This window comes from Pseudomonas sp. ZS1P83 (assembly GCF_054897825.1).
This window is the reverse complement of the sequence record NZ_CM142706.1, coordinates 4,922,861-4,944,145: the sequence shown is the minus strand read 5'-3', so window position 1 is coordinate 4,944,145 and position 21,285 is coordinate 4,922,861. Positions and strand designations below refer to the sequence as shown.

The 21,285-nt window shown below is 59.2% G+C and carries 14 protein-coding genes; 11 read left to right on the top strand and 3 right to left on the bottom strand.

Features of this window, described 5'->3' with window-relative positions; genetic code table 11:
- Nucleotides 1-8: 8 nt before the first annotated feature.
- From ACYZT0_RS23250 to aceE, 3 genes are all read right to left on the bottom strand, one after another.
- Nucleotides 9-1,403: an alkaline phosphatase D family protein gene (locus ACYZT0_RS23250; RefSeq protein WP_462043176.1), complete on the bottom strand. Its 1,395-nt coding sequence runs from the start codon at nucleotides 1,401-1,403 to the stop codon at nucleotides 9-11.
- 284 nt (nucleotides 1,404-1,687) lie between these two features.
- Nucleotides 1,688-3,658, bottom strand: a complete 1,971-nt coding sequence (gene aceF, locus ACYZT0_RS23245; RefSeq protein WP_462043175.1) for a dihydrolipoyllysine-residue acetyltransferase — start codon at nucleotides 3,656-3,658, stop codon at nucleotides 1,688-1,690.
- Between the two features lie 11 nt (nucleotides 3,659-3,669).
- Entirely contained in the window at nucleotides 3,670-6,315 is a 2,646-nt protein-coding gene (aceE, locus tag ACYZT0_RS23240; protein WP_462043174.1) for a pyruvate dehydrogenase (acetyl-transferring), homodimeric type, read from the bottom strand.
- Nucleotides 6,316-6,698: 383 nt separating this feature from the next.
- Here aceE and glnE point away from each other — a divergent pair, with 383 nt between their 5' ends.
- The 11 genes from glnE to ACYZT0_RS23185 all read left to right on the top strand — a co-directional run bounded on the left by glnE (nucleotide 6,699) and on the right by ACYZT0_RS23185 (nucleotide 21,283).
- Nucleotides 6,699-9,638, top strand: coding sequence for a bifunctional [glutamate--ammonia ligase]-adenylyl-L-tyrosine phosphorylase/[glutamate--ammonia-ligase] adenylyltransferase (gene glnE, locus ACYZT0_RS23235; RefSeq protein WP_462043173.1), 2,940 nt, complete (start codon nucleotides 6,699-6,701; stop codon nucleotides 9,636-9,638).
- Nucleotides 9,639-9,832: 194 nt separating this feature from the next.
- Nucleotides 9,833-10,867, top strand: a complete 1,035-nt coding sequence (gene waaF, locus ACYZT0_RS23230; protein ID WP_462043172.1) for a lipopolysaccharide heptosyltransferase II — start codon at nucleotides 9,833-9,835, stop codon at nucleotides 10,865-10,867.
- A gap of 1 nt (nucleotide 10,868) precedes the next feature.
- Nucleotides 10,869-11,930, top strand: coding sequence for a lipopolysaccharide heptosyltransferase I (gene waaC, locus ACYZT0_RS23225; protein WP_462043171.1), 1,062 nt, complete (start codon nucleotides 10,869-10,871; stop codon nucleotides 11,928-11,930).
- Nucleotides 11,930-13,057 carry a glycosyltransferase family 4 protein gene (locus ACYZT0_RS23220; RefSeq protein ID WP_462043170.1) on the top strand — a complete coding sequence of 376 codons (1,128 nt, stop codon included), beginning with the start codon at nucleotides 11,930-11,932 and terminating at the stop codon, nucleotides 13,055-13,057. Before waaC ends, ACYZT0_RS23220 begins: the two co-directional genes overlap by 1 nt.
- On the top strand, nucleotides 13,057-13,863 hold the full coding sequence (gene rfaP, locus ACYZT0_RS23215) for a lipopolysaccharide core heptose(I) kinase RfaP (RefSeq protein ID WP_462043169.1): 807 nt from the start codon (nucleotides 13,057-13,059) through the stop codon (nucleotides 13,861-13,863). The genes ACYZT0_RS23220 and rfaP overlap by 1 nt, the downstream gene beginning before the upstream one ends.
- Nucleotides 13,863-14,597, top strand: coding sequence for a lipopolysaccharide kinase InaA family protein (locus tag ACYZT0_RS23210; protein WP_462043168.1), 735 nt, complete (start codon nucleotides 13,863-13,865; stop codon nucleotides 14,595-14,597). The genes rfaP and ACYZT0_RS23210 overlap by 1 nt, the downstream gene beginning before the upstream one ends.
- Nucleotides 14,594-15,346 (top strand): lipopolysaccharide kinase InaA family protein, encoded by a 753-nt coding sequence (locus ACYZT0_RS23205; RefSeq protein WP_462043167.1) that lies wholly within the window; start codon nucleotides 14,594-14,596, stop codon nucleotides 15,344-15,346. Before ACYZT0_RS23210 ends, ACYZT0_RS23205 begins: the two co-directional genes overlap by 4 nt.
- Complete coding sequence (locus tag ACYZT0_RS23200; protein WP_462043166.1) at nucleotides 15,346-16,797, top strand: lipopolysaccharide kinase InaA family protein; 1,452 nt, start codon at nucleotides 15,346-15,348, stop codon at nucleotides 16,795-16,797. Before ACYZT0_RS23205 ends, ACYZT0_RS23200 begins: the two co-directional genes overlap by 1 nt.
- Nucleotides 16,798-17,017: 220 nt before the next feature.
- Nucleotides 17,018-18,772 carry a carbamoyltransferase family protein gene (locus tag ACYZT0_RS23195; RefSeq protein WP_462043165.1) on the top strand — a complete coding sequence of 585 codons (1,755 nt, stop codon included), beginning with the start codon at nucleotides 17,018-17,020 and terminating at the stop codon, nucleotides 18,770-18,772.
- Nucleotides 18,765-19,670, top strand: a complete 906-nt coding sequence (locus ACYZT0_RS23190) for a glycosyltransferase family 2 protein (protein WP_462043164.1) — start codon at nucleotides 18,765-18,767, stop codon at nucleotides 19,668-19,670. Before ACYZT0_RS23195 ends, ACYZT0_RS23190 begins: the two co-directional genes overlap by 8 nt.
- A 152-nt stretch (nucleotides 19,671-19,822) precedes the next feature.
- Nucleotides 19,823-21,283, top strand: a complete 1,461-nt coding sequence (locus ACYZT0_RS23185) for a hypothetical protein (RefSeq protein WP_462043163.1) — start codon at nucleotides 19,823-19,825, stop codon at nucleotides 21,281-21,283.
- Nucleotides 21,284-21,285 lie beyond the last annotated feature (2 nt).

Below are 21,285 nucleotides of genomic sequence, written 5' to 3'. Positions count from 1 at the left end.
TAATGGGCTTAGCGCAACGTGATACTGGCCGATTCTAAAAGCTTGCCGTCCCTGTCGTGATAGTTGACCTGAACCTTCTTCTGATCAACGACCAGATGGGCAAAGTTGTCCTCGCTGACCACCTTGCTAGTCAGTTCATGCCGATAGTCGCCCGCGACCGTTTGCGCCAGTGGCTGATCGAGAATGAAAGTGGATGCCTTGGCATATGGCAGCAGTTTGCTGTTGCACAGCGGTGACGACACGATGGTGTGCACTTCGAAGTCCGGGTCCTTGCTGTGGGTCAGGCGACTGGTCAGGGAGCCATGGACATCGCCCGAAATGAAGAAGACGTTCTTGATCCTGTGTGTACGAATCGTCTCCAGCAGCCGTAGTCGTTGTTCCGGGAAGGCTTTCCAGGCGTCATCGCCATGGGCTTTGCGGTCGGGATAGAACATCACGCTGGTGACCACGATTTTGACCCTGGCTGGGCTGTGGAACAGCCATTTGCACAAAGCCTGTTCCTGCTCTTCGTCGAGAATGCGTCGATCATCGGCCGACAGGTTGCGACGGGTTCGGCTGTCGGTGACAAACCATTCAATATCGCCTTCGGCGAACTGATACCAATACTGTTCCAGTTTTCTATTTATTTGCCCGTCGGAAAGAAGTTCATGAGCCGGGCTATGGCTGGCTTGATACACCTCATACGCCGCGATGGCGTTTTTGTATAAGTAGGCATCAGCCTTACTTTCGTTTGCGGGCCAGTTGTCTTCAATTTCATGGTCGTCGAGGATCATGTAAGTTGGCACGCTGGACATTAACGTTGCAATATTGGGTTGGGAAAAGGCTGCGCGGTACTTATTGAGTATTTCCTTATATTCCCGGTCGGGAGCAATGACGTTCAGGTCATCGACATAGATTTGATCGCCGGTCATCAGCATCGCACTGATGGGCGGTTCGGCCTGATGCGCCAGATTCGTGATCGAGGCGAAGATTCGATCCCCCAGATGCGGTGCAGACGGGATGCCAGCGGTCATGCGCAAGTAACGGCATGACCCGACGATATAGGCCCGTGGAATCGTGCCTTTGCTGGACTGCGTGCGAAACCGGTAGATATCCCGCGGCCATTGCAGCGGCAGTTCCTGAACCGTTTCCACGGTATGCACCGGGCTCATGGGGCTGAACCATCCCGCTTGGTATTCGTACTCGGTATCGGCGGCCAGATCGTTGAGTGCAATAACATCGGACATGTCGCGCACGATCGTCAATTTTGCAAATACACCTTGGGACCAGCGTTCTTCGCCGGGCCGGCGATAACGAATACCTGCAAATACCGGCGCGTTATTTTGAAGTTCACCGCGCAAGAAGATGCGTGTGTGATTAGTTGTGGTGTGGCCAATAATAGGGCCGACAGTCGGTTTGAGCATGTTCGAATCCGTTCGAGGTAATGCTAACTAAGCAAAATAGGTTGGTGAAAGTTGTAACAGTAATAAGTTGAACTAAGCTTAGTTATTGGTTCAAAAAAAATATCGAGCAGAAGTGGACTGAAGTTGTGGGCGACGTAAACCACGAATGTAGGAAAAGTGTGTGGGGTGGCTTTTTTCCAGCCAAAAAAAAAAGCCCCGCCAAACTGGCGGGGTTGAGGTACGAGCGTGGCGCTCGGAAAACGTGGAACTCGAGCGGCCCTCCAATGAAGGAGGGCCAGTCGGTGTTACAGCAGGATGGTGCGGATGTCCGCCAGCAGGTCGCTCAGACGCTTGGTGAAGCGTGCAGCAGCGGCGCCGTTGATCACACGGTGATCGTAGGACAGCGACAGTGGCAGCATCAGTTTCGGCTGGAAGGCTTTGCCGTCCCAGACTGGCTGGATGGTTGCCTTGGAAACACCGAGGATCGCCACTTCCGGCGCGTTGACGATCGGCGTGAAGCCGGTGCCGCCAATGTGGCCGAGGCTGGAAATGGTGAAGCAGGCGCCTTGCATGTCGTCAGCGGTGAGCTTTTTGTCGCGGGCTTTGGCGGCCAGTACGGCGGCTTCGGCTGCCAGTTGCAACAGGCTCTTCTGGTCGACGTTCTTGATGACCGGTACCAGCAGGCCTTCAGGGGTGTCGACTGCGAAGCCGATGTTCACGTACTTCTTGCGGATGATCGCTTTACCGCTGGGTGCCAGCGAACTGTTGAAGTCCGGCAGTTCCTTGAGCAGGTGCGCGCAGGATTTGAGCAGCAGTGGCAGGATGGTCAGCTTGACGCCAGCCTTCTCTGCAACGGCTTTCTGAGCGATACGGAATGCTTCCAGATCGGTGATATCAGCCGAATCGAACTGAGTCACGTGTGGAATGTTCAGCCAGCTGCGATGCAGGCTCGACGCGCCGATTTGCATCAGGCGGGTCATCGGCACTTCTTCGGTTTCACCGAAGCGGCTGAAGTCCACGACCGGAATTGGCGGGATGCCCGCGCCGCCGGTTGCACCACCCGCAGCGGCCGGTGCTTCCTTGGCCTTCTGCATCATGGCTTTGACGTAAACCTGCACGTCTTCTTTCAGCACACGGCCGTGCGGGCCGCTTGGGCTGACCGCGTTCAGCTCGACGCCGAACTCACGAGCCAGTTGGCGCACCGCAGGACCTGCGTGAACCTTGGCGCCCGGTTTGGCGGGTGCAGCAGCCGGTGCGGCCGGTGCCGTGGCAGCGGCTGCCGGAGCAGCTTCAGCCTTGGCAGCTGGCGCAGGAGCGGCGGCTGGAGCCGGGGCTGCAGCAGGCGCAACGCCTTTGACTTTCAACTTCAGGATCAGGTCGCCAGTACCGACTTCGTCATCCAGCTTGATGGAAACGCTTTCCACCACGCCAGCGGCAGGCGATGGAATTTCCATGCTTGCCTTGTCGGATTCCAGGGTAATTAGCGACTGGTCGGCTTCAACGGTGTCGCCGGCCTTGACCAGCACTTCGATGATCTTGGCCTTGCCTGCCGAGCCGATGTCCGGGACGTGAATGTCCTGAACAATGTCAGCGACCGGTGACGCCTGTGCCGCAGCGGCTGGCGCTGGAGCAGCGGCAGCAGGTGCCGCCGCCTGAGCTGGCGCGGCTGCAGCCGGTGCCGCAGCACCTGCCACTTTCAGCGCCAGAATCAGGTCGCCGGTACCGACTTCGTCGTTGAGCTTGACGCTGATGCTTTCGACCACGCCAGCGGCGGGCGAAGGGATTTCCATGCTGGCTTTGTCGGATTCCAGAGTGATCAGTGACTGATCAGCCTCGACGGTGTCGCCGACTTTGACCTGGATCTCGATGATCTGGGCCTTGCCCGACGAACCGATGTCCGGCACGTGCACTTGTTGAGTGGTTGCAGCAACAGGCGCGGCAGCAGGAGCAGCCGGCGCCGGGGCAGCAGCCGGTTTTGCTTCAGCCTTTGGCGCCTGCGCAGCGGCAGCCGCAGGGGGCGGTGCAGAGGCCGGGGCAGCGGCACCTTCGACTTCCAGCTCGAGCAATTCGTCGCCTTCTTTCAGGCGATCACCCAGCTTCACTTTAATGCTTTTGACGATGCCGGCCTTGGGAGCAGGAATTTCCATGCTCGCCTTGTCCGACTCAAGCGTCAGAATGCTCTGGTCGGCTTCGATACGGTCGCCGACCTTCACAAATAGTTCGATTACTTCACCTTCACCGCTGCCGATGTCAGGTACGCGAATGAGTTCGCTCACAGAGTGTCTCCTCAGCAGTCCAGTGGGTTGCGTTTTTCCGGGTTGATCCCGAACTTGGCGATGGCTTCAGCCACCACCTTAGGTTCGATATCACCACGGTCAGCCAAGGCTTCCAGGGCTGCCAACACCACGAAATGACGGTCGACTTCGAAGAAGTGACGCAGCTTCTTACGGCTGTCACTGCGGCCGAAACCGTCGGTGCCCAGGACTTTGAATTCCTTGGACGGTACCCACTGACGAATTTGCTCAGCGAACAGCTTCATATAGTCGGTAGAGGCGATGACCGGACCTTGACGGCCGTTCAGGCACTCTTCGACATAACTCAATTTAGGCTTCTGGCCCGGGTGCAGACGGTTGCTGCGCTCTACGGCCAGGCCGTCGCGACGCAGTTCGTTGAAGCTGGTTACGCTCCAGACATCAGCGCCGACGTTGAACTGTTCACGCAGGATCTTCGCCGCTTCGCGCACTTCACGCAGGATGGTGCCGGAGCCCATCAGCTGAACGTGATGCGCCGCTTCGCGGGTGTCTTCCTCGAGCAGGTACATGCCCTTGATGATGCCTTCCTCGACACCGGCCGGCATGGCTGGCTGCTGGTAGGACTCGTTCATCACGGTGATGTAGTAGAAAACGTCCTGCTGCTCTTCGGTCATCTTCTTCATGCCGTCCTGAATGATCACCGCCAGCTCGTAGCCGTAGGTTGGATCAAAGGTGCGGCAGTTCGGGATGGTGCCAGCCAGGATGTGACTGTGACCGTCTTCGTGTTGCAGGCCTTCGCCGTTCAGCGTGGTCCGGCCGGCGGTGCCGCCGATCAGGAAGCCACGGGTACGGCTGTCGCCAGCGGCCCAGGCGAGGTCGCCGATACGCTGGAAGCCGAACATCGAGTAGAAGATGTAGAACGGCAGCATTGGCTGGTTGTGGCTGGAGTACGAAGTACCGGCAGCGATGAAGGAACTCATGGCGCCCGCTTCGTTGATGCCTTCTTCGAGGATCTGGCCCTTCTTGTCTTCGCGGTAGAACATCACTTGGTCTTTATCGACTGGCTCGTAGAGCTGGCCGACGGACGAGTAGATGCCCAACTGACGGAACATGCCTTCCATACCGAAGGTACGGGCTTCGTCCGGGATGATCGGGACGATGCGCGGACCGATTTCCTTGTCCTTGACCAGTTGCGCGAGGATCCGCACGAAGGCCATGGTGGTGGAAATTTCACGGTCGCCCGAACCATCAAGAATGGCCTTGAGGGTATCGAGGGACGGCGTCGGTACGCTGCTGCTCTTCGCACGACGCTGTGGCACGAAGCCGCCCAGTGCAGTGCGACGCTCGCTCAGGTAGCGGGCTTCGGCGCTGTTTGGCTCCGGTTTGAAAAACGGCAGGTTTTCCAGCTCTTCGTCTCGGACCGGAATGTCGAAACGATCGCGGAACAGCTTCAGGCTTTCAACATCAACTTTCTTGGTGTTGTGCGCCGTGTTCTTCGCTTCGCCGGCACCGGTGCCATAACCTTTGATGGTCTTGGCCAGGATGACGGTGGGTTGTTCTTTGTGGTTGACCGCTTCGTGGTACGCCGCGTAGACCTTGTACGGGTCGTGGCCGCCACGGTTGAGTTTCCAGATCTCGTCGTCGGACAGGTCAGCAACCATCGCCTTGAGTTCTGGCGAGTTGAAGAAGTGTTCACGTACGAACGCGCCGTCTTTGGCTTTGTAGTTCTGGTACTCGCCGTCGATGACTTCGTCCATGCGGCGTTGCAGGATACCGTCGACGTCTTTGGCCAACAGTGGGTCCCAGAAACGGCCCCAGATAACTTTGGTCACGTTCCACTGAGCACCGCGGAACACGCCTTCGAGTTCCTGGATGATCTTGCCGTTGCCGCGAACCGGGCCATCAAGGCGCTGCAGGTTGCAGTTAATAACGAAGATCAGGTTGTCGAGTTTCTCGCGGCCAGCCAGCGAGATGGCGCCCAGGGATTCCGGCTCGTCGCACTCGCCGTCGCCCAGGAAACACCAGACTTTTTGCTTGCCTTCTGGGATAAAACCACGGGCTTCCAGGTACTTCATGAAGCGTGCCTGGTAGATCGCCTGGATCGGGCCCAGACCCATGGATACGGTCGGGAACTGCCAGAAATCAGGCATCAGCCAAGGGTGCGGATAGGACGACAAGCCCTGACCGTCGACTTCCTGGCGGAAGTTGTTCATTTGGTCTTCGGTGATGCGGCCTTCCATGAACGCACGGGCGTAAACGCCTGGCGAGGTGTGACCCTGGAAGTAGATCAGGTCGCCGCCGTGTTCGTCGGTCGGAGCCTGGAAGAAATAGTTGAAGCCGATGTCATACAGGGTTGCGCTGGAGGCGAAACTGGAGATGTGACCGCCCAGGTCAGAATCTTTCAGGTTCGTACGCATCACCATGGCCATCGCGTTCCAGCGTACCAACGAGCGAATGCGGCGTTCCATGAACAGGTCGCCAGGCATGCGTGCTTCGTGGGTAACGGGAATCGTGTTGCGGTACGGCGTGGTGATGGCGTAAGGCAATTGCGAACCGCTGCGGGTTGCGAGTTCGCCCATACGGGTCATCAAATAGTGAGCGCGGTCTTCGCCTTCTTTGTCGAGAACCGATTCCAGGGCGTCCAGCCATTCCTGGGTTTCGACGGGATCGAGGTCTTGCATGGCTTGCTCCAGGGCGGAAAGGCTTCCAGAATCGGTTGCCTGAGTTTGCGACTGGCCTTGTGGGCAGACGATATAAATTCTTGGATTGCCGAGAGGTTGTTCCGGCGGCGTGTAGTTTTACTACAAATCATCGGGCATTTCAGCCTTTCGAATGTATATACGAGTAGTAGAACTACAGATGAGCGGCTTGTGGCCTCCAGCTGCGTTGTGAGAATAATCGTTAAGGTTGGTCTTTAGCCAACCAGAAAAGGTGAAAGCTTGATGCTGTCTGCCAAAAATAAAGAAATTTCAGCTATTTCTAACCTTTGTTCGACAGTCGATCACGTAGTGCATTCTGGCGAATCACTACATGCAGCCCTCTACACGCCGATCAAGGATAGACCATGAGCCTCCCTTCGCTTGCCGAACTGCCCGGCATTCTCCTGCCATTTGTCACCCGCGCCGAGCAGTCGTTCCGTACGGCCGTCGCCGGGCTGGACGACGATCATGGTCTGTCTGGCTGGACGCCTGATCGCTGGGCGCAATTGGCGCGTGTCACCGCTGCCAGCGATTTCGTGATTGAGCAGGGCGTGCGTGATCCGTTGATGTTGCTGGAACTGGTGCGGTCCGGTGAGCTGGATCGAAGTTTTGTTCCCGGCGAGCTGTGCGCACAGATTGCGGCAGCGGTGAATGCGGCGGAAACCGAAGATGGACTGGGTCGCGCCCTGCGTCGTCAACGTACCCGCCATCAAGTGCGGATCATTTGGCGCGACCTGACTCGTCAGTGCGATCTGATCCAGACCTGTCGCGACCTCTCGGACATGGCCGATGCCAGCATCGATCAGGCCTATCAATGGTTGTACTCGCGGCATTGCCAGCAGTTCGGCGTGCCTACCGGTCGGCGCAGCGGCGAGCCGCAGCAAATGGTCATCCTCGGCATGGGGAAGCTCGGCGCGGTGGAGCTCAACCTGTCGTCGGACATCGACCTGATCTTCGCCTATCCCGAGGGCGGCGAAACCGTTGGCGTGAAGCGCTCGCTGGATAATCAGGAATTTTTTATTCGTCTCGGTCAGCGCCTGATCAAGGCGTTGGACCCGATGACCGTCGACGGTTTTGTATTTCGCGTCGACATGCGCCTGCGGCCTTACGGTTCGGCCGGCGCGTTGGTGTTGAGCTTCAATGCGCTGGAGCAGTATTACCAGGATCAGGGCCGCGACTGGGAACGCTACGCGATGATCAAGTCGCGGGTGGTGGCCGGCGATCAAGTGGCCGGCGCGCAATTGCAAGACATGCTGCGGCCGTTCGTTTACCGGCGCTACCTCGACTTCTCGGCGATCGAAGCGCTGCGCACCATGAAGCAGCTGATTCAGCAGGAAGTCCGGCGCAAGGGCATGGCCGACAACATCAAGCTCGGCTCCGGTGGCATTCGTGAAGTCGAGTTTATTGCCCAGGCGTTCCAGCTGATTCACGGCGGTCGCGACCTGAGCCTGCAGCAACGTCCTCTATTAAAAGTACTGAACACACTGGAAGGTCAGGGTTATCTGCCGCCGGCGGTGATCAGCGAATTGCGCGAAGGCTACGAATTCCTGCGTTACACCGAACATGCGATCCAGGCGATTGCCGACCGCCAGACCCAGATGCTGCCGGGTGGTGCGCAGGATCAGGCGCGCATTGCCTTTATGTTGGGCTTCGCTGACTGGGAGGCTTTCCATGAGCAGCTGATGTATTGGCGCGGCCGCGTGGCTTGGCACTTCGGTCAGGTGATCGCCGATCCCGATGAAGAGGAAGGCACCGAAAGCGAAGTGGTGGTCGGCGGTGAATGGCTGCCGCTGTGGGAGGAGGCTCAGGATGAAGAGGCCGCTTGCCGCCAGCTGGAAGAGGGCGGTTTTGCCGATGCCACCAAGGCTTTGAAGGCGTTGGCCGGTTTGCGCAGCAGCCCGCAGTTGCGCGCTATGCAACGCTTGGGGCGCGAACGCCTCGATGCGTTTATTCCGCGGTTGCTGGCTCAGGCTGTCGAACACGCCAATCCAGATCTGGTGCTGGAACGTGTGCTGCCGCTGGTTGAAGCGGTGGCCCGTCGCTCCGCGTATCTGGTGCTGCTGACCGAGAACCCCGGCGCGCTGCGACGTTTGCTGACCTTGTGCGCCGCGAGCCCGTGGATCGCAGAGCAGATCACCCGCTTCCCGCTGCTGCTCGACGAATTGCTCAACGAAGGCCGGTTGTTCAAGCCTCCCCTGGCGCCGGAACTGGCCGCCGAGTTGCGCGAGCGTCTGACGCGAATTCCCGAGGACGATCTCGAACAACAAATGGAAGCCCTGCGCCATTTCAAACTGGCGCACCGCTTGCGGGTTGCGGCTTCGGAAATCGCCGGCAGCCTGCCGTTGATGAAAGTCAGCGATTACCTGACCTGGCTCGCCGAAGCGATTCTCGAACAAGTGCTGGCCCTGGCCTGGCGCCAGACCGTGGCCAAATACGGCACGCCGCTGCGAACCGACGGCACGTTGTGCGACCCCGGCTTCATCATTGTCGGTTACGGGAAAGTCGGCGGTCTGGAACTGGGGCATGGTTCGGACCTGGACCTGGTGTTCATCCACGATGGCGATCCGCAGGCAGAAACCGACGGGCTGAAGCCGATCGACGGCGCGCAATTCTTCACCCGGCTGGGGCAGCGGATCATTCACTTGCTGACGGCCCAGACCAACTCCGGTCAGCTGTATGAAGTGGACATGCGCCTGCGGCCGTCCGGTGCGTCGGGGTTGCTGGTGAGTTCGCTCGGTGCGTTTGCCCGGTATCAGGAAAACGAAGCCTGGACCTGGGAGCATCAGGCGCTGGTGCGGGCGCGGGTGCTGGTGGGCAGTCCGGACGTCGGCCAGGCATTCGAGAAAGTCCGTGCGGCGGTATTGGGCAAGCCGCGGGACCTTGCGACCTTGCGCCAGGAGGTCAGCGAGATGCGCGCCAAAATGCGCGATAACCTTGGCAGCAAGAGCACCGCGGCCGGCACCGCGGCAAATGCCTTCGAGGCCACGGCGCCGTTCGATCTCAAGCAGGACGCCGGAGGTATCGTCGATATTGAATTTATGGTGCAATACGCGACCCTGGCGTGGTCCGAAACGCATCCGCCATTGCTGCGCTGGACTGACAATATCCGCATTCTGGAGGGGTTGGAGGAGGAAGGGCTGATGCCCGCCGAAGACGCCAGCCTGTTGCGCGAGGCCTATAAAGCCTACCGCTCCGCCGCTCACCGGCAGGCCTTGCAGAAGGACGCCGGAGTGATACCGGGCGACCAGTTCGTGGACGAACGGCGGCAAGTAGTGCGGATTTGGCGTGAGCTGGGGCTAAGCTGAAACCGGATATTTGAAACACCCAATACCCAATGTGGGAGCGAGCTTGCTCGCGATGGCGGACGATCAGTCAACATTGATGTTGAATGTGAGGGCCTCATCGCGAGCAAGCTCGCTCCCACAGTAGATCTGCAGTGTTTTGTAGAATTCTGGAGGCGGGGAGGCGTATGCCTCCCCGGTTCGTTTTTGGAAACCACATGAAAATTCTGATCGTTGGGCCCAGTTGGGTCGGTGACATGGTGATGGCGCAGACACTTTTTCAGTGTCTCAAGCAGCGCCACCCGCAATGCGAAATCGACGTGCTGGCCCCCGAGTGGAGCCGGCCGATTCTTGAGCGCATGCCCGAAGTCCGCCAGGCCTTGAGCTTTCCGCTTGGTCACGGTGCTTTGGAGCTGGCGACGCGTCGGCGTATCGGCAAATCCCTGGCCGGCCAGTACGACCAGGCGATCCTGCTGCCCAATTCCCTGAAGTCGGCATTGGTGCCGTTCTTCGCCGGCATCCCGAAACGCACCGGCTGGCGTGGCGAGTTCCGCTACGGCCTGCTCAATGACGTGCGCACGCTGGATAAAGAACGTTACCCGCTGATGATCGAACGCTTCATGGCCCTGGCTTACGAGCCGGGTGCTGAGCTGCCGACACCTTATCCACGGCCGAGCCTGCAGATTGACCCGGTCACTCGCGAAGCAGCAATGGCCAAGTTCGGCCTGGCCCTCGACCGCCCGGTGTTGGCGCTGTGCCCCGGTGCCGAGTTTGGCGAGTCCAAGCGCTGGCCGTCCGAGCACTATGCCAAGGTTGCCGAAGCGAAGATCCGCGAAGGCTGGCAAGTCTGGCTGTTTGGTTCGAAAAACGATCACGCCGTCGGCGAAGACATCCGTTCGTGGCTGATTCCCGGTTTGCGTGAAGAGTCGGTGAATCTCAGCGGCGGCACCTCCCTGGCCGAAGCCATCGACCTGATGTCCTGCGCCGACGCGGTGGTGTCCAACGACTCCGGCCTGATGCACGTGGCCGCTGCGCTGAATCGCCCGTTGGTGGCGGTCTACGGCTCGACGTCACCAGGTTTCACACCGCCACTGGCCGAACACGTCGAGATCGTACGCCTGGGCATCGAATGCAGTCCGTGCTTCGACCGCACGTGCCGCTTCGGTCATTACAACTGCCTGCGCCAGCTGATGCCGCAAGCGGTGAACGAAGCCTTGCAGCGTTTGCAGGGCACTGTGGTCGAGGTCAAATAGTTTGCGCGTTCTGTTGATCAAGACTTCTTCGCTGGGCGACGTGATTCACGCGTTACCAGCGTTGACCGACGCGGCGCGGGCGATCCCCGGCATCACGTTCGACTGGGTGGTGGAAGAAGGCTTCGCCGAAATCCCGACCTGGCACCCGGCCGTGGGCAAGGTGATTCCCGTGGCGATCCGTCGCTGGCGCAAAAACATCTGGCAGACCATCAAGAGTGGTGAGTGGAAGCGCTTCAAGCAAAGCGTTCGCGCCAACCAATACGATCTGGTGATCGATGCCCAGGGCTTGCTGAAAAGTGCGTTGCTGACCCGATATGCCAAAGCCCCGGTGGCCGGGCTGGATAAAAACTCGGCCCGTGAGCCGATTGCCGCACGCTTTTATTCCCGGCGTCTGGCCGTGGCCCGTGGGCAACACGCGGTGGAGCGGGTGCGTCAGCTGTTCGCCGTGGCTTTGGGGTACGACCTGCCAAAAGGCTTGGGCGATTACGGCCTGAACGTCGAACGACTGGTGGAATTGCCGCGCAAGAATGCTTACGTGGTGTTCCTGCACGGCACCACGTGGGACACCAAACACTGGCCTGAAGCCTACTGGCGCGAGCTGGCCGAGCGAGTCGGCTATCTCGGTGTCGGGGTGAAGCTTGCGTGGGGCAACCCGATCGAAAAAGCCCGGGCCGAACGCATCGCCAAAGACATGAAACACGTCGAAGTGCTGCCCAAGCTGAACCTGGCCGGTGTCGGCAAGGTGCTGGCCGGCGCGCAAGCCTGCGTAGCGGTGGACACCGGTCTCGGTCATCTCGCCGCCGCACTGGACGTGCCGACCCTGTCACTGTTCGGCCCGACCAACCCGGGCCTGACCGGCGCCTACGGCAAGTCGCAGATTCACATGGCCAGCGACTTCCCTTGCGCGCCGTGCCTGCAAAAGAAATGCACCTATCAACCGACGGCCCAAGATGCCCGTCAGTTTGACCTTAAACGCGAGTGGCCCCTGTGCTTCACGCGTCTGAATCCCGAGCGTGTCGCCAGCCGACTGAGCACGTTGTTACTGGCTGAGGAGCTGCGCTGATGCAATTGGCATTTGTCCTGTACAAATACTTTCCCTTTGGCGGCTTGCAGCGCGACTTCATGCGCATTGCCCTTGAGTGCCAGCAGCGCGGCCACCAGATTCGGGTCTACACGCTGATCTGGGAAGGCGACATTCCACCCGGCTTCGAAGTTCTGGTGGCGCCGGTCAAAGCGTTTTTCAATCATCGGCGCAACGAGAAACTCAGCGAGTGGATGGAGGCTGATCTGGCCAAGCGTCCGGTGGACCGTTTGATCGGCTTCAACAAGATGCCGGGCCTGGATGTCTACTACGCCGCCGACGGTTGCTTCGAAGACAAGGCGCAAAACCTGCGTAACTCGCTGTACCGTCGCTGGGGTCGCTACCGGCACTTCGCGGAGTACGAGCGCGCCGTGTTCGCCAAGGATGCCAAGACTGAAGTGCTGATGATTTCCGAAGTCCAGCAGCCGCTGTTCATCAAGCATTACGACACGCCGCTTGCGCGCTTCCATTTGCTGCCGCCGGGCATCTCTCAAGACCGTCGCGCGCCGGCCAATGCCGCCGAGATCCGTGCCGAGTTTCGCCGCGAATTCAACCTGAAAGACGATGAACTGCTGCTGGTGCAAATTGGCTCAGGGTTCAAGACCAAGGGTGTGGATCGCAGCCTCAAGGCGCTGGCCGCATTGCCCGCCGATCTGAAGAAACGCACCCGGCTGTTTGTAATTGGCCAGGACGACCCCAAATTATTCCAGATGCAGAGCGCCACATTGGGGCTCGGCGATAACGTGACGTTCCTCAAGGGTCGCAGCGACATCCCGCGTTTTCTGCTCGGCGCCGATCTGTTGATCCACCCGGCGTACAACGAAAACACCGGGACCGTGTTGCTCGAAGCCCTGGTGGCCGGCCTGCCGGTACTGGTGAGCGCGGTCTGTGGTTACGCCCATTACATCGCCGACGCCGACGCCGACGCCGGTCTGGTGCTGGACGAACCTTTCGATCAGGCGCAACTGACTCAGTACCTGACCGGCATGTTGAACGACGCTCAAGCACGGGCGGCCTGGAGCCGCAACGGTCTGGCCTTCGCCGAGACGGCCGACCTCTATAGCATGCCGCAGCACGCGGCCGATGTGATTCTGGCGGAGCACGCTTAATGAAGTTGATGCTGGCTGAACCGTTCAAGAGCCTTTGGGCTGGACGCGACCCGTTCGCCGAAGTCGAGGGTCTCCAGGGCGAGGTATACCGCGAACTTGAAGCGCGCCGTACCCTGCGAACCGAAGTCAATGGCAATGGCTTTTTCGTGAAGATCCACCGTGGCATTGGCTGGGGCGAGATCTTCAAGAACCTGCTCACGGCCAAGCTGCCGGTGCTCGGTGCGGGCCAGGAATGGAAGGCCATTGCGCGCCTGCAAGAAGTCGGTGTGCCGACCATGACCGCCGTGGCTTACGGCGAGAAGGGCAGCAACCCGGCAGACCAGCATTCGTTCATCGTCACCGAAGAGCTGGCGCCCACGGTCAGCCTCGAAGACTTCAGCATCGACTGGGTCAAGCAGCCGCCCGAGCCAATACTCAAGCGTGCGCTGATTGCCGAGGTTGCGCGCATGACCGGCATGATGCACCGCGCCGGGGTCAACCATCGCGACTGCTACATCTGCCACTTTCTGCTGCACACCGACAAACCGGTGACGGCCGACGATTTCAAGCTCTCGGTGATCGACCTGCACCGCGCCCACACTCGTCCGAGGATCACTCAGCGCTGGCGCAACAAGGACCTGGCGGCGCTGTACTTTTCGGCCCTGGACATTGGCTTGACCCGGCGTGACAAACTGCGCTTTCTCAAGGGCTACTTCCAGCAGCCGCTGCGCCAGATCCTGGGCGAAGAAGCCGGGTTACTTGCCTGGCTGGAAGGCAAGGCGAACAAGCTCTACGACCGTAAACAGCGATACGGGGATGCGCTCTGATGGCGGGTTGGAAACTGGAGCCTGCGTACAGCGATCTGGCTGAAGATTTCGGCAGTCTTGAGGCTGTGTTTGCTCTGCAGGGCGAGCGCCTGACCCGCGATCTGTTATCCGAGGTCATTCGCGTCCAGCGCAATGGCGTCAACTATTACGTCAAACGCTACGTGGGTGCCGGCAAAGGTCTGCGCCGTTACCTGGGCAAACCCCGGGTGAAAGCCGAGTGGCAGAATCTCAAGCGCTTCGCCAAGTGGGGCATTCCCACTGCCGAAGTGGTGGCCTGGGGCCTGGAGCGTCGTGGTGCGGCATACGATCGTGGGGCGATGATCACCCGTGAGCTGCCGCATACCGAAGACTTGTCGGCCCTGGCCGAGCGGCATGATCCAAAGCTGGCGGACCGCGCCTGGGTCGACAACGTCAGCCGGCAGCTGGCGGGTTATACCCGGACCATGCACGACCATCGTTTCACCCATAACGATTTGAAGTGGCGCAACCTGCTGATCGACGATGAGCCCCGGCTGTTTTTAATCGACTGCCCCAATGGTGATTTCTGGCGCGGCTTCTGGCTCAAGTACCGGATCACCAAGGACCTGGCGTGTCTGGACAAGGTCGCCAAGTATCATTTGTCGGCCACTCAGCGCCTGCGCTTTTACCTGCAATACCGCCAGCATGATCGGCTGAATGCCGCCGACAAAAAACGGATCCGGCACGTGGTGAGATTTTTCGAGGGGCGCGAATGACTGATTATCTGGCCGCTGAAGACCGTGCGCTGCTTGAGCGACACGGCCTCGGCACCTTCGACGCACTCTGGACCAAGGAGCTCGACGCTGTGGACGAACCCAACACCGCTCGCGGTGGCTGGAGCAGCGTGTTTCGTCTGGATCTGGAAGGTCATGGCTACTACCTCAAACGCCAGAGCAACTACCAGACGCACACGTTGCATGCGCCCTTTGGCGAGCCGAGCTTTGCCCGTGAATTTCGCAATATCAGTCGCTATGAAAAGCTCGGTATTCCAGCATTGAAAGCGGCATTCTTCGGTGAGCGCAAAGTCGACGGCGAGGTTCGGGCAATTCTGCTGACCCGTGCTCTGGATGGTTGGGATGACCTGGATTCGCTGTTGCAGCGCTGGTCGGACCTGAGTTCGGCGCAGCATTCAGCGATTATGAAAGCCTGTGGTCAACTGGCTCGGCGCATGCACGGCGCGCGTCAGGTTCACGGTTGCTTCTACCCCAAACACATTTTTCTCCAGACCACCGGCGACGGTTACCTGGCCCAACTGATCGATCTGGAAAAGACCCGGCCGTTGCTGTTTGGTCAGCGTGACCGGGCGAAAGACCTGGAGCCATTGCTGCGTCGGGCGCCTCAGTGGAGCGAAACGCAGTTGCGCGAGCTGCTGGCCGCCTATCTGGATCAATCCCAGGACAGCTCGTTGATCGACAGCTGGCTGGCGCGACTGACCGCACGGCGCACTCACAAGGAGACGCGCTGATGCGTTTGTCCGAGCTGAAAAACGCTGGCCGCAGCCCCAGCCTGCCGCTGAACATTTCACTGGCCGATGCTGCCGGCCCTGCCGAGTTGCAGTTGCTGAGTCTGTTGCGGGTGTTGCCGGGGCAGCGTTATGTCGGCGCCGGCGTCTGGCGTGGGCGGCCGGTGCTGGCCAAATTGTTGGTCGGCAGCAAAGCGGCGCGGCATTTCCAGCGTGAGCACAACGGCGTGCGGTTGCTTGCGGCTCAGGGGTTGACCACGCCGTTGCTGCTGGCTGATGGCCTGAAGGACGGCGAGGGCGGTTGGCTGCTGTTCGATTTCCTTGAAGGCGCCGAAAGCTTGGGGGATGCCTGGAAACAGGTCGAGCATTTGCCGATGTTGGCGGATGAACAATCGGCAGTATTGGCCGATGCGCTGGGTGCGATTGGTCAATTGCACCGCAAGGGCCTGTGGCAGGAAGACTTGCACCTGGACAACCTGCTGCGCCAGGGCGGCCGGCTGTATTTGATCGACGGTGCCGGGATCTGTGCCGAAACGCCTGGCCAGCCGCTGTCGCGACAGAAAGTCCTGGAGAATCTCGGGGTGTTTTTCGCCCAGTTGCCCAAGTCCCTGGAACCTTATACCGAAGAATTGCTGGTGTATTACCTGCTGAGCAACGGCGAGCATGCCTTGCCCATGGAAGCGTTGCAGAAGCAGATCAGCAAGGTCCGCAGCTGGCGCCTCAAAGACTTTCTGATCAAGGTCGGCCGCGAATGCACGCTGTTCAGTGTCCAGCGCGGAGCGTTCGGCTTACGAGCGATTCGCCGCGAGGAAGAGGCGGCGATGCTGCCGGTGCTGGAGCAGGCCGATGCGTTGCTCGATCAGGGCCATCTGTACAAGACCGGCGGCGCGGCGAGCGTCGGCAAGGTCGAGGTGGCCGGTCGTACGCTGGTGATCAAACGCTACAACATCAAAGGTTTTGCCCATTGGCTCAAACGCTTCTGGCGCCCGAGTCGTGCCTGGCATTCCTGGATCGAAGGCAATCGCCTGGCATTTCTCGGCATTGCCACGCCCAAGCCGTTGGCGTTGCTGGAGAAGCGTTTTCTCTGGTTGCGCAGTCGGGCTTATCTGGTGACCGAGTATTTGCCGGGGCCGGATATCATCGAGCGCTTTGCGCCCTATGTCGAAAGCGGTGAGGCGCCGGAAGCCGAGTTGCTGGCGCTGGATCATTTGTTTGCCGAGTTGATTCTTGAGCGGATCAGTCACGGGGATTTCAAGGGGCATAACCTGTTCTGGCAGCAAGATCGCTGGGCGCTGATTGATCTGGATTCAATGTGTCAGCATGCCTCGGTGAACAGCTTCGCCCCGGCCTATGCGCGGGATCGGGCGCGGTTCATGCGTAACTGGCCTGAGAGTAGTGCGCTTTATCAGGTCATTGATCAGCGTCTGCCCAAGGATATCTCTAGCGTAGCTTGAATCCCTTCGTCGGAACGCCGCCCGGAGCAACCCGTCACCCAAGATTAAGGGTGCCGCCTGCTTTCGCCCGGAGCATCTTCACGGGGGCAATATGCGCTGGGTCATTCCCGCCATGTTTACGCTATAATCCCGCCCTTTAGCTGCCACTCGCCCTTTGCGAGGGCACATTAATCTTTGAGGCGCCTTGCGCCTGCACGCAGACTAAAGAGGCTAGACCCCTGTGGCATTGACGATTCTTGGCCTGTCCGGCGCCCTTAGCCATGATCCTTCCGCAGCCTTGTACATCGACGGCAAGCTGGTCGCGGCGGCTGAGGAAGAGCGCTTTGTGCGCGATAAACATGCAAAGAACCGCATGCCTTACGAGTCGGCGAAGTTCTGCCTCGAACAGGCTGGCATCAAGCCGTCCGACGTTGATGTGGTAGCGATTCCATTCGCGCCGATCAGCCTGTTCGGCAAGGCTCGCTGGCATTACGCCAAGCGTTACTGGTACGCCCCGGACCGCGCGCTCGACGCGATCCTGATGGGTAATCGTCGTTACAAACGCTATCGCAACAAGATTGTCTGGTGCCTCGAGCAATTGGGTTTCGATCCGAAAAAAATCAAGATCGAACCGGTCGAGCATCATTTGGCTCACGCCTCCAGCGCTTATCACTGCTCCGGTTTCAAAGAGAAAACCGCGATCCTCGGGATCGACGGCAAGGGTGAGTACGCCACGACCTTTTTCGGTTACGGCGAAAACGGCAAGATCCACAAGATCAAAGAATTCTTCGATCCGGACTCCCTTGGCGGCCTGTACGGCGCGATCACCGAGTTCCTCGGTTTCGAGATGCTCGACGGTGAGTTCAAGGTCATGGGCATGGCGCCGTATGGCGATGCCAGCAAATACGATTTCTCGCGTCTGGCTTCGTTCGAGAACGGCGAGCTGGTGATCAACACCGACTACGCCAACGTCATCGGCTTGCGTCGTTATAAAGAGAAAGGCAAAGGCTTCTATTTCTCGCCGAAGCTGATCGAGTGGTTGGGGCCGAAGCGCGAAGGCGACATCGCCGACGAACCGTACATCCACTACGCCGCGAGCATGCAAGCGCTGTTCGAAAAGATCTCGCTGCAGATGATCGACCACTATCTGGGCGACGTACTCAAGGAAACCGGCAAACTGGCCTTCGCCGGTGGCTGTGCGTTGAACGTCAAACTGAACCAGAAAATCATCGCCCGCGACGACGTCAAAGAGTTGTTCGTGCAGCCGGCGTCCGGCGATGCCGGTACTGCGGTCGGTGCTGCGGCTTACGTGTCCCACGCCCGTGGTGTACCCGTCGAGAAGATGGAACACGTCTACCTCGGCCCGTCCTACACCAATGAAGACGTGCTCGCGGCGTGTGCCCGTCACCCGAGCAAGCCTGTATGGCGCAAGCTCGAGAACATGCCGGAAAACATCGCCAAAATCATGGTCGACGGCAACCCGGTGGCCTGGTTCCAGGGTCGCATGGAGTTCGGTCCGCGCGCCTTGGGTGGTCGGTCGATCATCGGTTGCCCGAGCGCCACCGGCGTGGCTGACCGGATCAACCACCAGATCAAGTTCCGCGAGCGCTGGAGGCCTTTCTGCCCGTCGATGCTCGACACCGTTGCACCGCAGATGATCAAGGTCGATCACCCGGCGCCGTTCATGACGTTCACCTTTGAAGTGGCGGAAGAGTGGAAAACCCGCGTGCCGGAAGTCGTCCATGAAGACGGTACGTCGCGGGCCCAGGTGCTCAAGCGCGAATACAACCCGCGCTACTACGACATGATGAAGGCGCTGGAAGTGCTGACCGGTAACGGCGTATCGCTGAACACCTCGCTCAACCGTCGTGGCGAACCGATGATCTGCTCGCCGACGGACGCCCTGAACATGTTCTTTGGTTCTGATCTGCAATACTTGATCATGGAAGACATTCTTGTGGTGAAAGAGGGCGCGGAAGGGTACGGTTTTGACTGAAACACTGATCAGCGTCGTTATTCCGGCCTACAACTATTCCCAGACCCTGCCGCGGGCAGTGGAGTCAGTACTGGCGCAGTTGGTTGAGGGGCGGACGGAGCTATTGGTCATTGATGACGGGTCCACCGACGCAACGCCTGAAGTGGTCGAAAAGCTTATGACGGTACACGTCGGACGCTTTCGTGCTTTGCGCAAAACCAATGGAGGGCTTTCTTCAGTTCGCAATCTCGGGATCGAAGAGACGAGCGGGCGCTACCTGGTCTTTCTCGATGCGGATGACGAGATGGCCCCGGGGGCGCTGGATGGGTTGATTCAGCATATCGCGAGCAACCCTGAGAGCCGTTTGGTCATTGGCGGCCACTGGTCGGTGTTCGCTGACGGCAAACGCAGTTTGCATACCGTAAAGCCCTTGCCTGCCACGGCGCGGGAGCGAGTTCGAGGCTACTTGCTGGACAAAACCGTGTCGATCTCCAATGGTGCTTGCGCGATGCGTCGTGATGTCTTCGCGCCAGGCAACTATCCCGAACACTTGCGCAACGTTGAAGACATTCCGGTATTCGCTCAGGTGCTGGCGCGGTTTCCCTGCAGCGTTCTCGATCAGCCTCTGGCGTTTATCTATAAGCACGCCGACAGCATGCGACATGATTTGACCCAAAGCCTTGCGGCGGGCACGGAAATGGTCGGCGAGGTTTTTTCTTACGAACGCATGCCCGAAGAGTTGCATGATTTGCGCCAGGCGTTTTTGGTACAGCGGTGCCTGTCGTTGTTTCGCGATTGTTACGTCGGGGGCGAGTATGCACTGGCCAAGAAGTTCTATCTTCAGGCTTTGCGTGCCGACTGGCGCACGCTCACACGCTGGTCCTACACACGCAAGGCGGCGCGTCTGCTGTTCAGGTAAGCAGTCGAGACCGTGTCTTCGAGCATGTCGTTCAGTGTTAATGGCTGATGATAAGGCTTGAACTTGATCCGGCAGACGCTGCCTGAGGCTGTTGCAATCCATTCGTTGAACTGTTTTGCGCCAAACGTTGTGCGCGTTGTTGAGGGGGGCGGATGTTAAAAACTGGCAGCAAAGCGGGGGCTCTGATCTCGCGGATTATTGGTGAATATCCGGTCAGGTTGGCGTTCTGGAGTAGTTTGCTGCTTTCCCTGATTGCCGTGCTTGGAACGGCGACTGTCGGACGTGATGCTGCGCTTTACATTGATATTGCTCAGCAGGTCACGGAACACGGGCCAAAAGTGGCCTGGCAGACCTTCGATTGGCCCTGGTTTTCTTATCTCCTGGCCGGTACTCATATCGTCCTGCATTTGCCGTTGGAGCTGAGCGCCTATCTGTGGTGTGGGGGCTTTCTTGCGGGCACCTGTGCGTTGGTGGTTGATTGTGTACGGCAACGTTCCCCGGACAGCGCTCGCTGGGCCTGCCTGGTGGTATTGGCAATGCCTGCGGTCAATTCTTTTCGAAATGACATCATTCGCGAATTTGGTTTCTGGTTTTTCTGCACCCTGACGCTCTGGCTTGCTTTGCGATGGCAGGCGCGTGGCGGCTGGCTTCGTGCGGCGTTCATCCACTTGGCAATCGTGGCGGCCGCGTTGTTTCGCCTTGAGGCCTTGCTGCTGATACCCGCGTTGGGGCTCTGGCAGTTGTCGAATCTTTGGTCATCCACGCAACGCAAGCAGTTCCTGCAGTTTATTCTGTTGCCAGTGGTGGGGTTGGTTGTGATCTCGGTGTCGGGCGCTTTTTCGGCCGCGCGTGTTTCGCTCTACCTGGAAATGCTCAATCCGCATAGTGTGTTTGCGTCGTTCGGTCAGCTGTCCGGGCAGTTTTCCAAATCGTTGATCAATAAGTACTCGCAGGACGAGGCCGGGCGGATCATTTTCTTCGGCATCCTGGCATCCATGTTGATTAGCATCGTGAAACTGATGGGGCCTTTCGCTCTTCCGTTTGTTCTACGAAGCAACTGGAGTGTTCTGCGGGCTTACTGGCGCGACTATCGCCCGTTTGCCTGGACAGCTTTGCTGTATGGAGTAGTGCTGGTTCTGTTCTATTTGAAGCAGCAGTTCATGAACACTCGCTACTTGAGTTTCCTGAACCTGCTGTTCGTTCCTGTGCTGGCGTCGGCGTTGGCGGTCTTTGTCCGTCAGTTTCCGCGCTGGGGCAAGGCGCTGGTGGTGCTGGGTTTGTTGGTGATGCTGTCCAACGTGGTTTCCACCAGTCCGGGGAAGACTCATTTTGTCGAGGCAGGCCACTGGGTGGCCGCCCATATTGAGCCGGGCGCACCGGCATACTTCGAGGACGGCCGCATCAGCTATTACGCCGGTCGTGGTTATGTGCTCAATAGTCTGACCCGGGAGGAGGCGATGTCCCCGGAGCACGCGGGCGATTTTCGCTATTTCCTGATCGATGCCCGTGGCGACGAGCCATGGCTAAGTGGATGGTTGGAGGAGCACAAGCAGCGCATTCTTGCGCGTTTCGCCAACCGCAAAGGCGCCACCGTATTGGTCATCGGCCAGTAACG

Excerpts from the sequence above, each read along its gene's own strand:
- ACYZT0_RS23200 (WP_462043166.1), top strand. The coding sequence starts at position 15,346 with ATGCGTTTGTCCGAGCTGAAAAACGCTGGCCGCAGCCCCAGCCTGCCG.
- ACYZT0_RS23210 (WP_462043168.1), top strand. The coding sequence starts at position 13,863 with ATGGCGGGTTGGAAACTGGAGCCTGCGTACAGCGATCTGGCTGAAGAT.
- waaF (WP_462043172.1), top strand. The coding sequence starts at position 9,833 with ATGAAAATTCTGATCGTTGGGCCCAGTTGGGTCGGTGACATGGTGATG.
- aceE (WP_462043174.1), bottom strand. The coding sequence starts at position 6,315 with ATGCAAGACCTCGATCCCGTCGAAACCCAGGAATGGCTGGACGCCCTG.
- ACYZT0_RS23185 (WP_462043163.1), top strand. The coding sequence starts at position 19,823 with ATGTTAAAAACTGGCAGCAAAGCGGGGGCTCTGATCTCGCGGATTATT.
- ACYZT0_RS23250 (WP_462043176.1), bottom strand. The coding sequence starts at position 1,403 with ATGCTCAAACCGACTGTCGGCCCTATTATTGGCCACACCACAACTAAT.
- ACYZT0_RS23220 (WP_462043170.1), top strand. The coding sequence starts at position 11,930 with ATGCAATTGGCATTTGTCCTGTACAAATACTTTCCCTTTGGCGGCTTG.
- glnE (WP_462043173.1), top strand. The coding sequence starts at position 6,699 with ATGAGCCTCCCTTCGCTTGCCGAACTGCCCGGCATTCTCCTGCCATTT.
- ACYZT0_RS23205 (WP_462043167.1), top strand. The coding sequence starts at position 14,594 with ATGACTGATTATCTGGCCGCTGAAGACCGTGCGCTGCTTGAGCGACAC.
- rfaP (WP_462043169.1), top strand. The coding sequence starts at position 13,057 with ATGAAGTTGATGCTGGCTGAACCGTTCAAGAGCCTTTGGGCTGGACGC.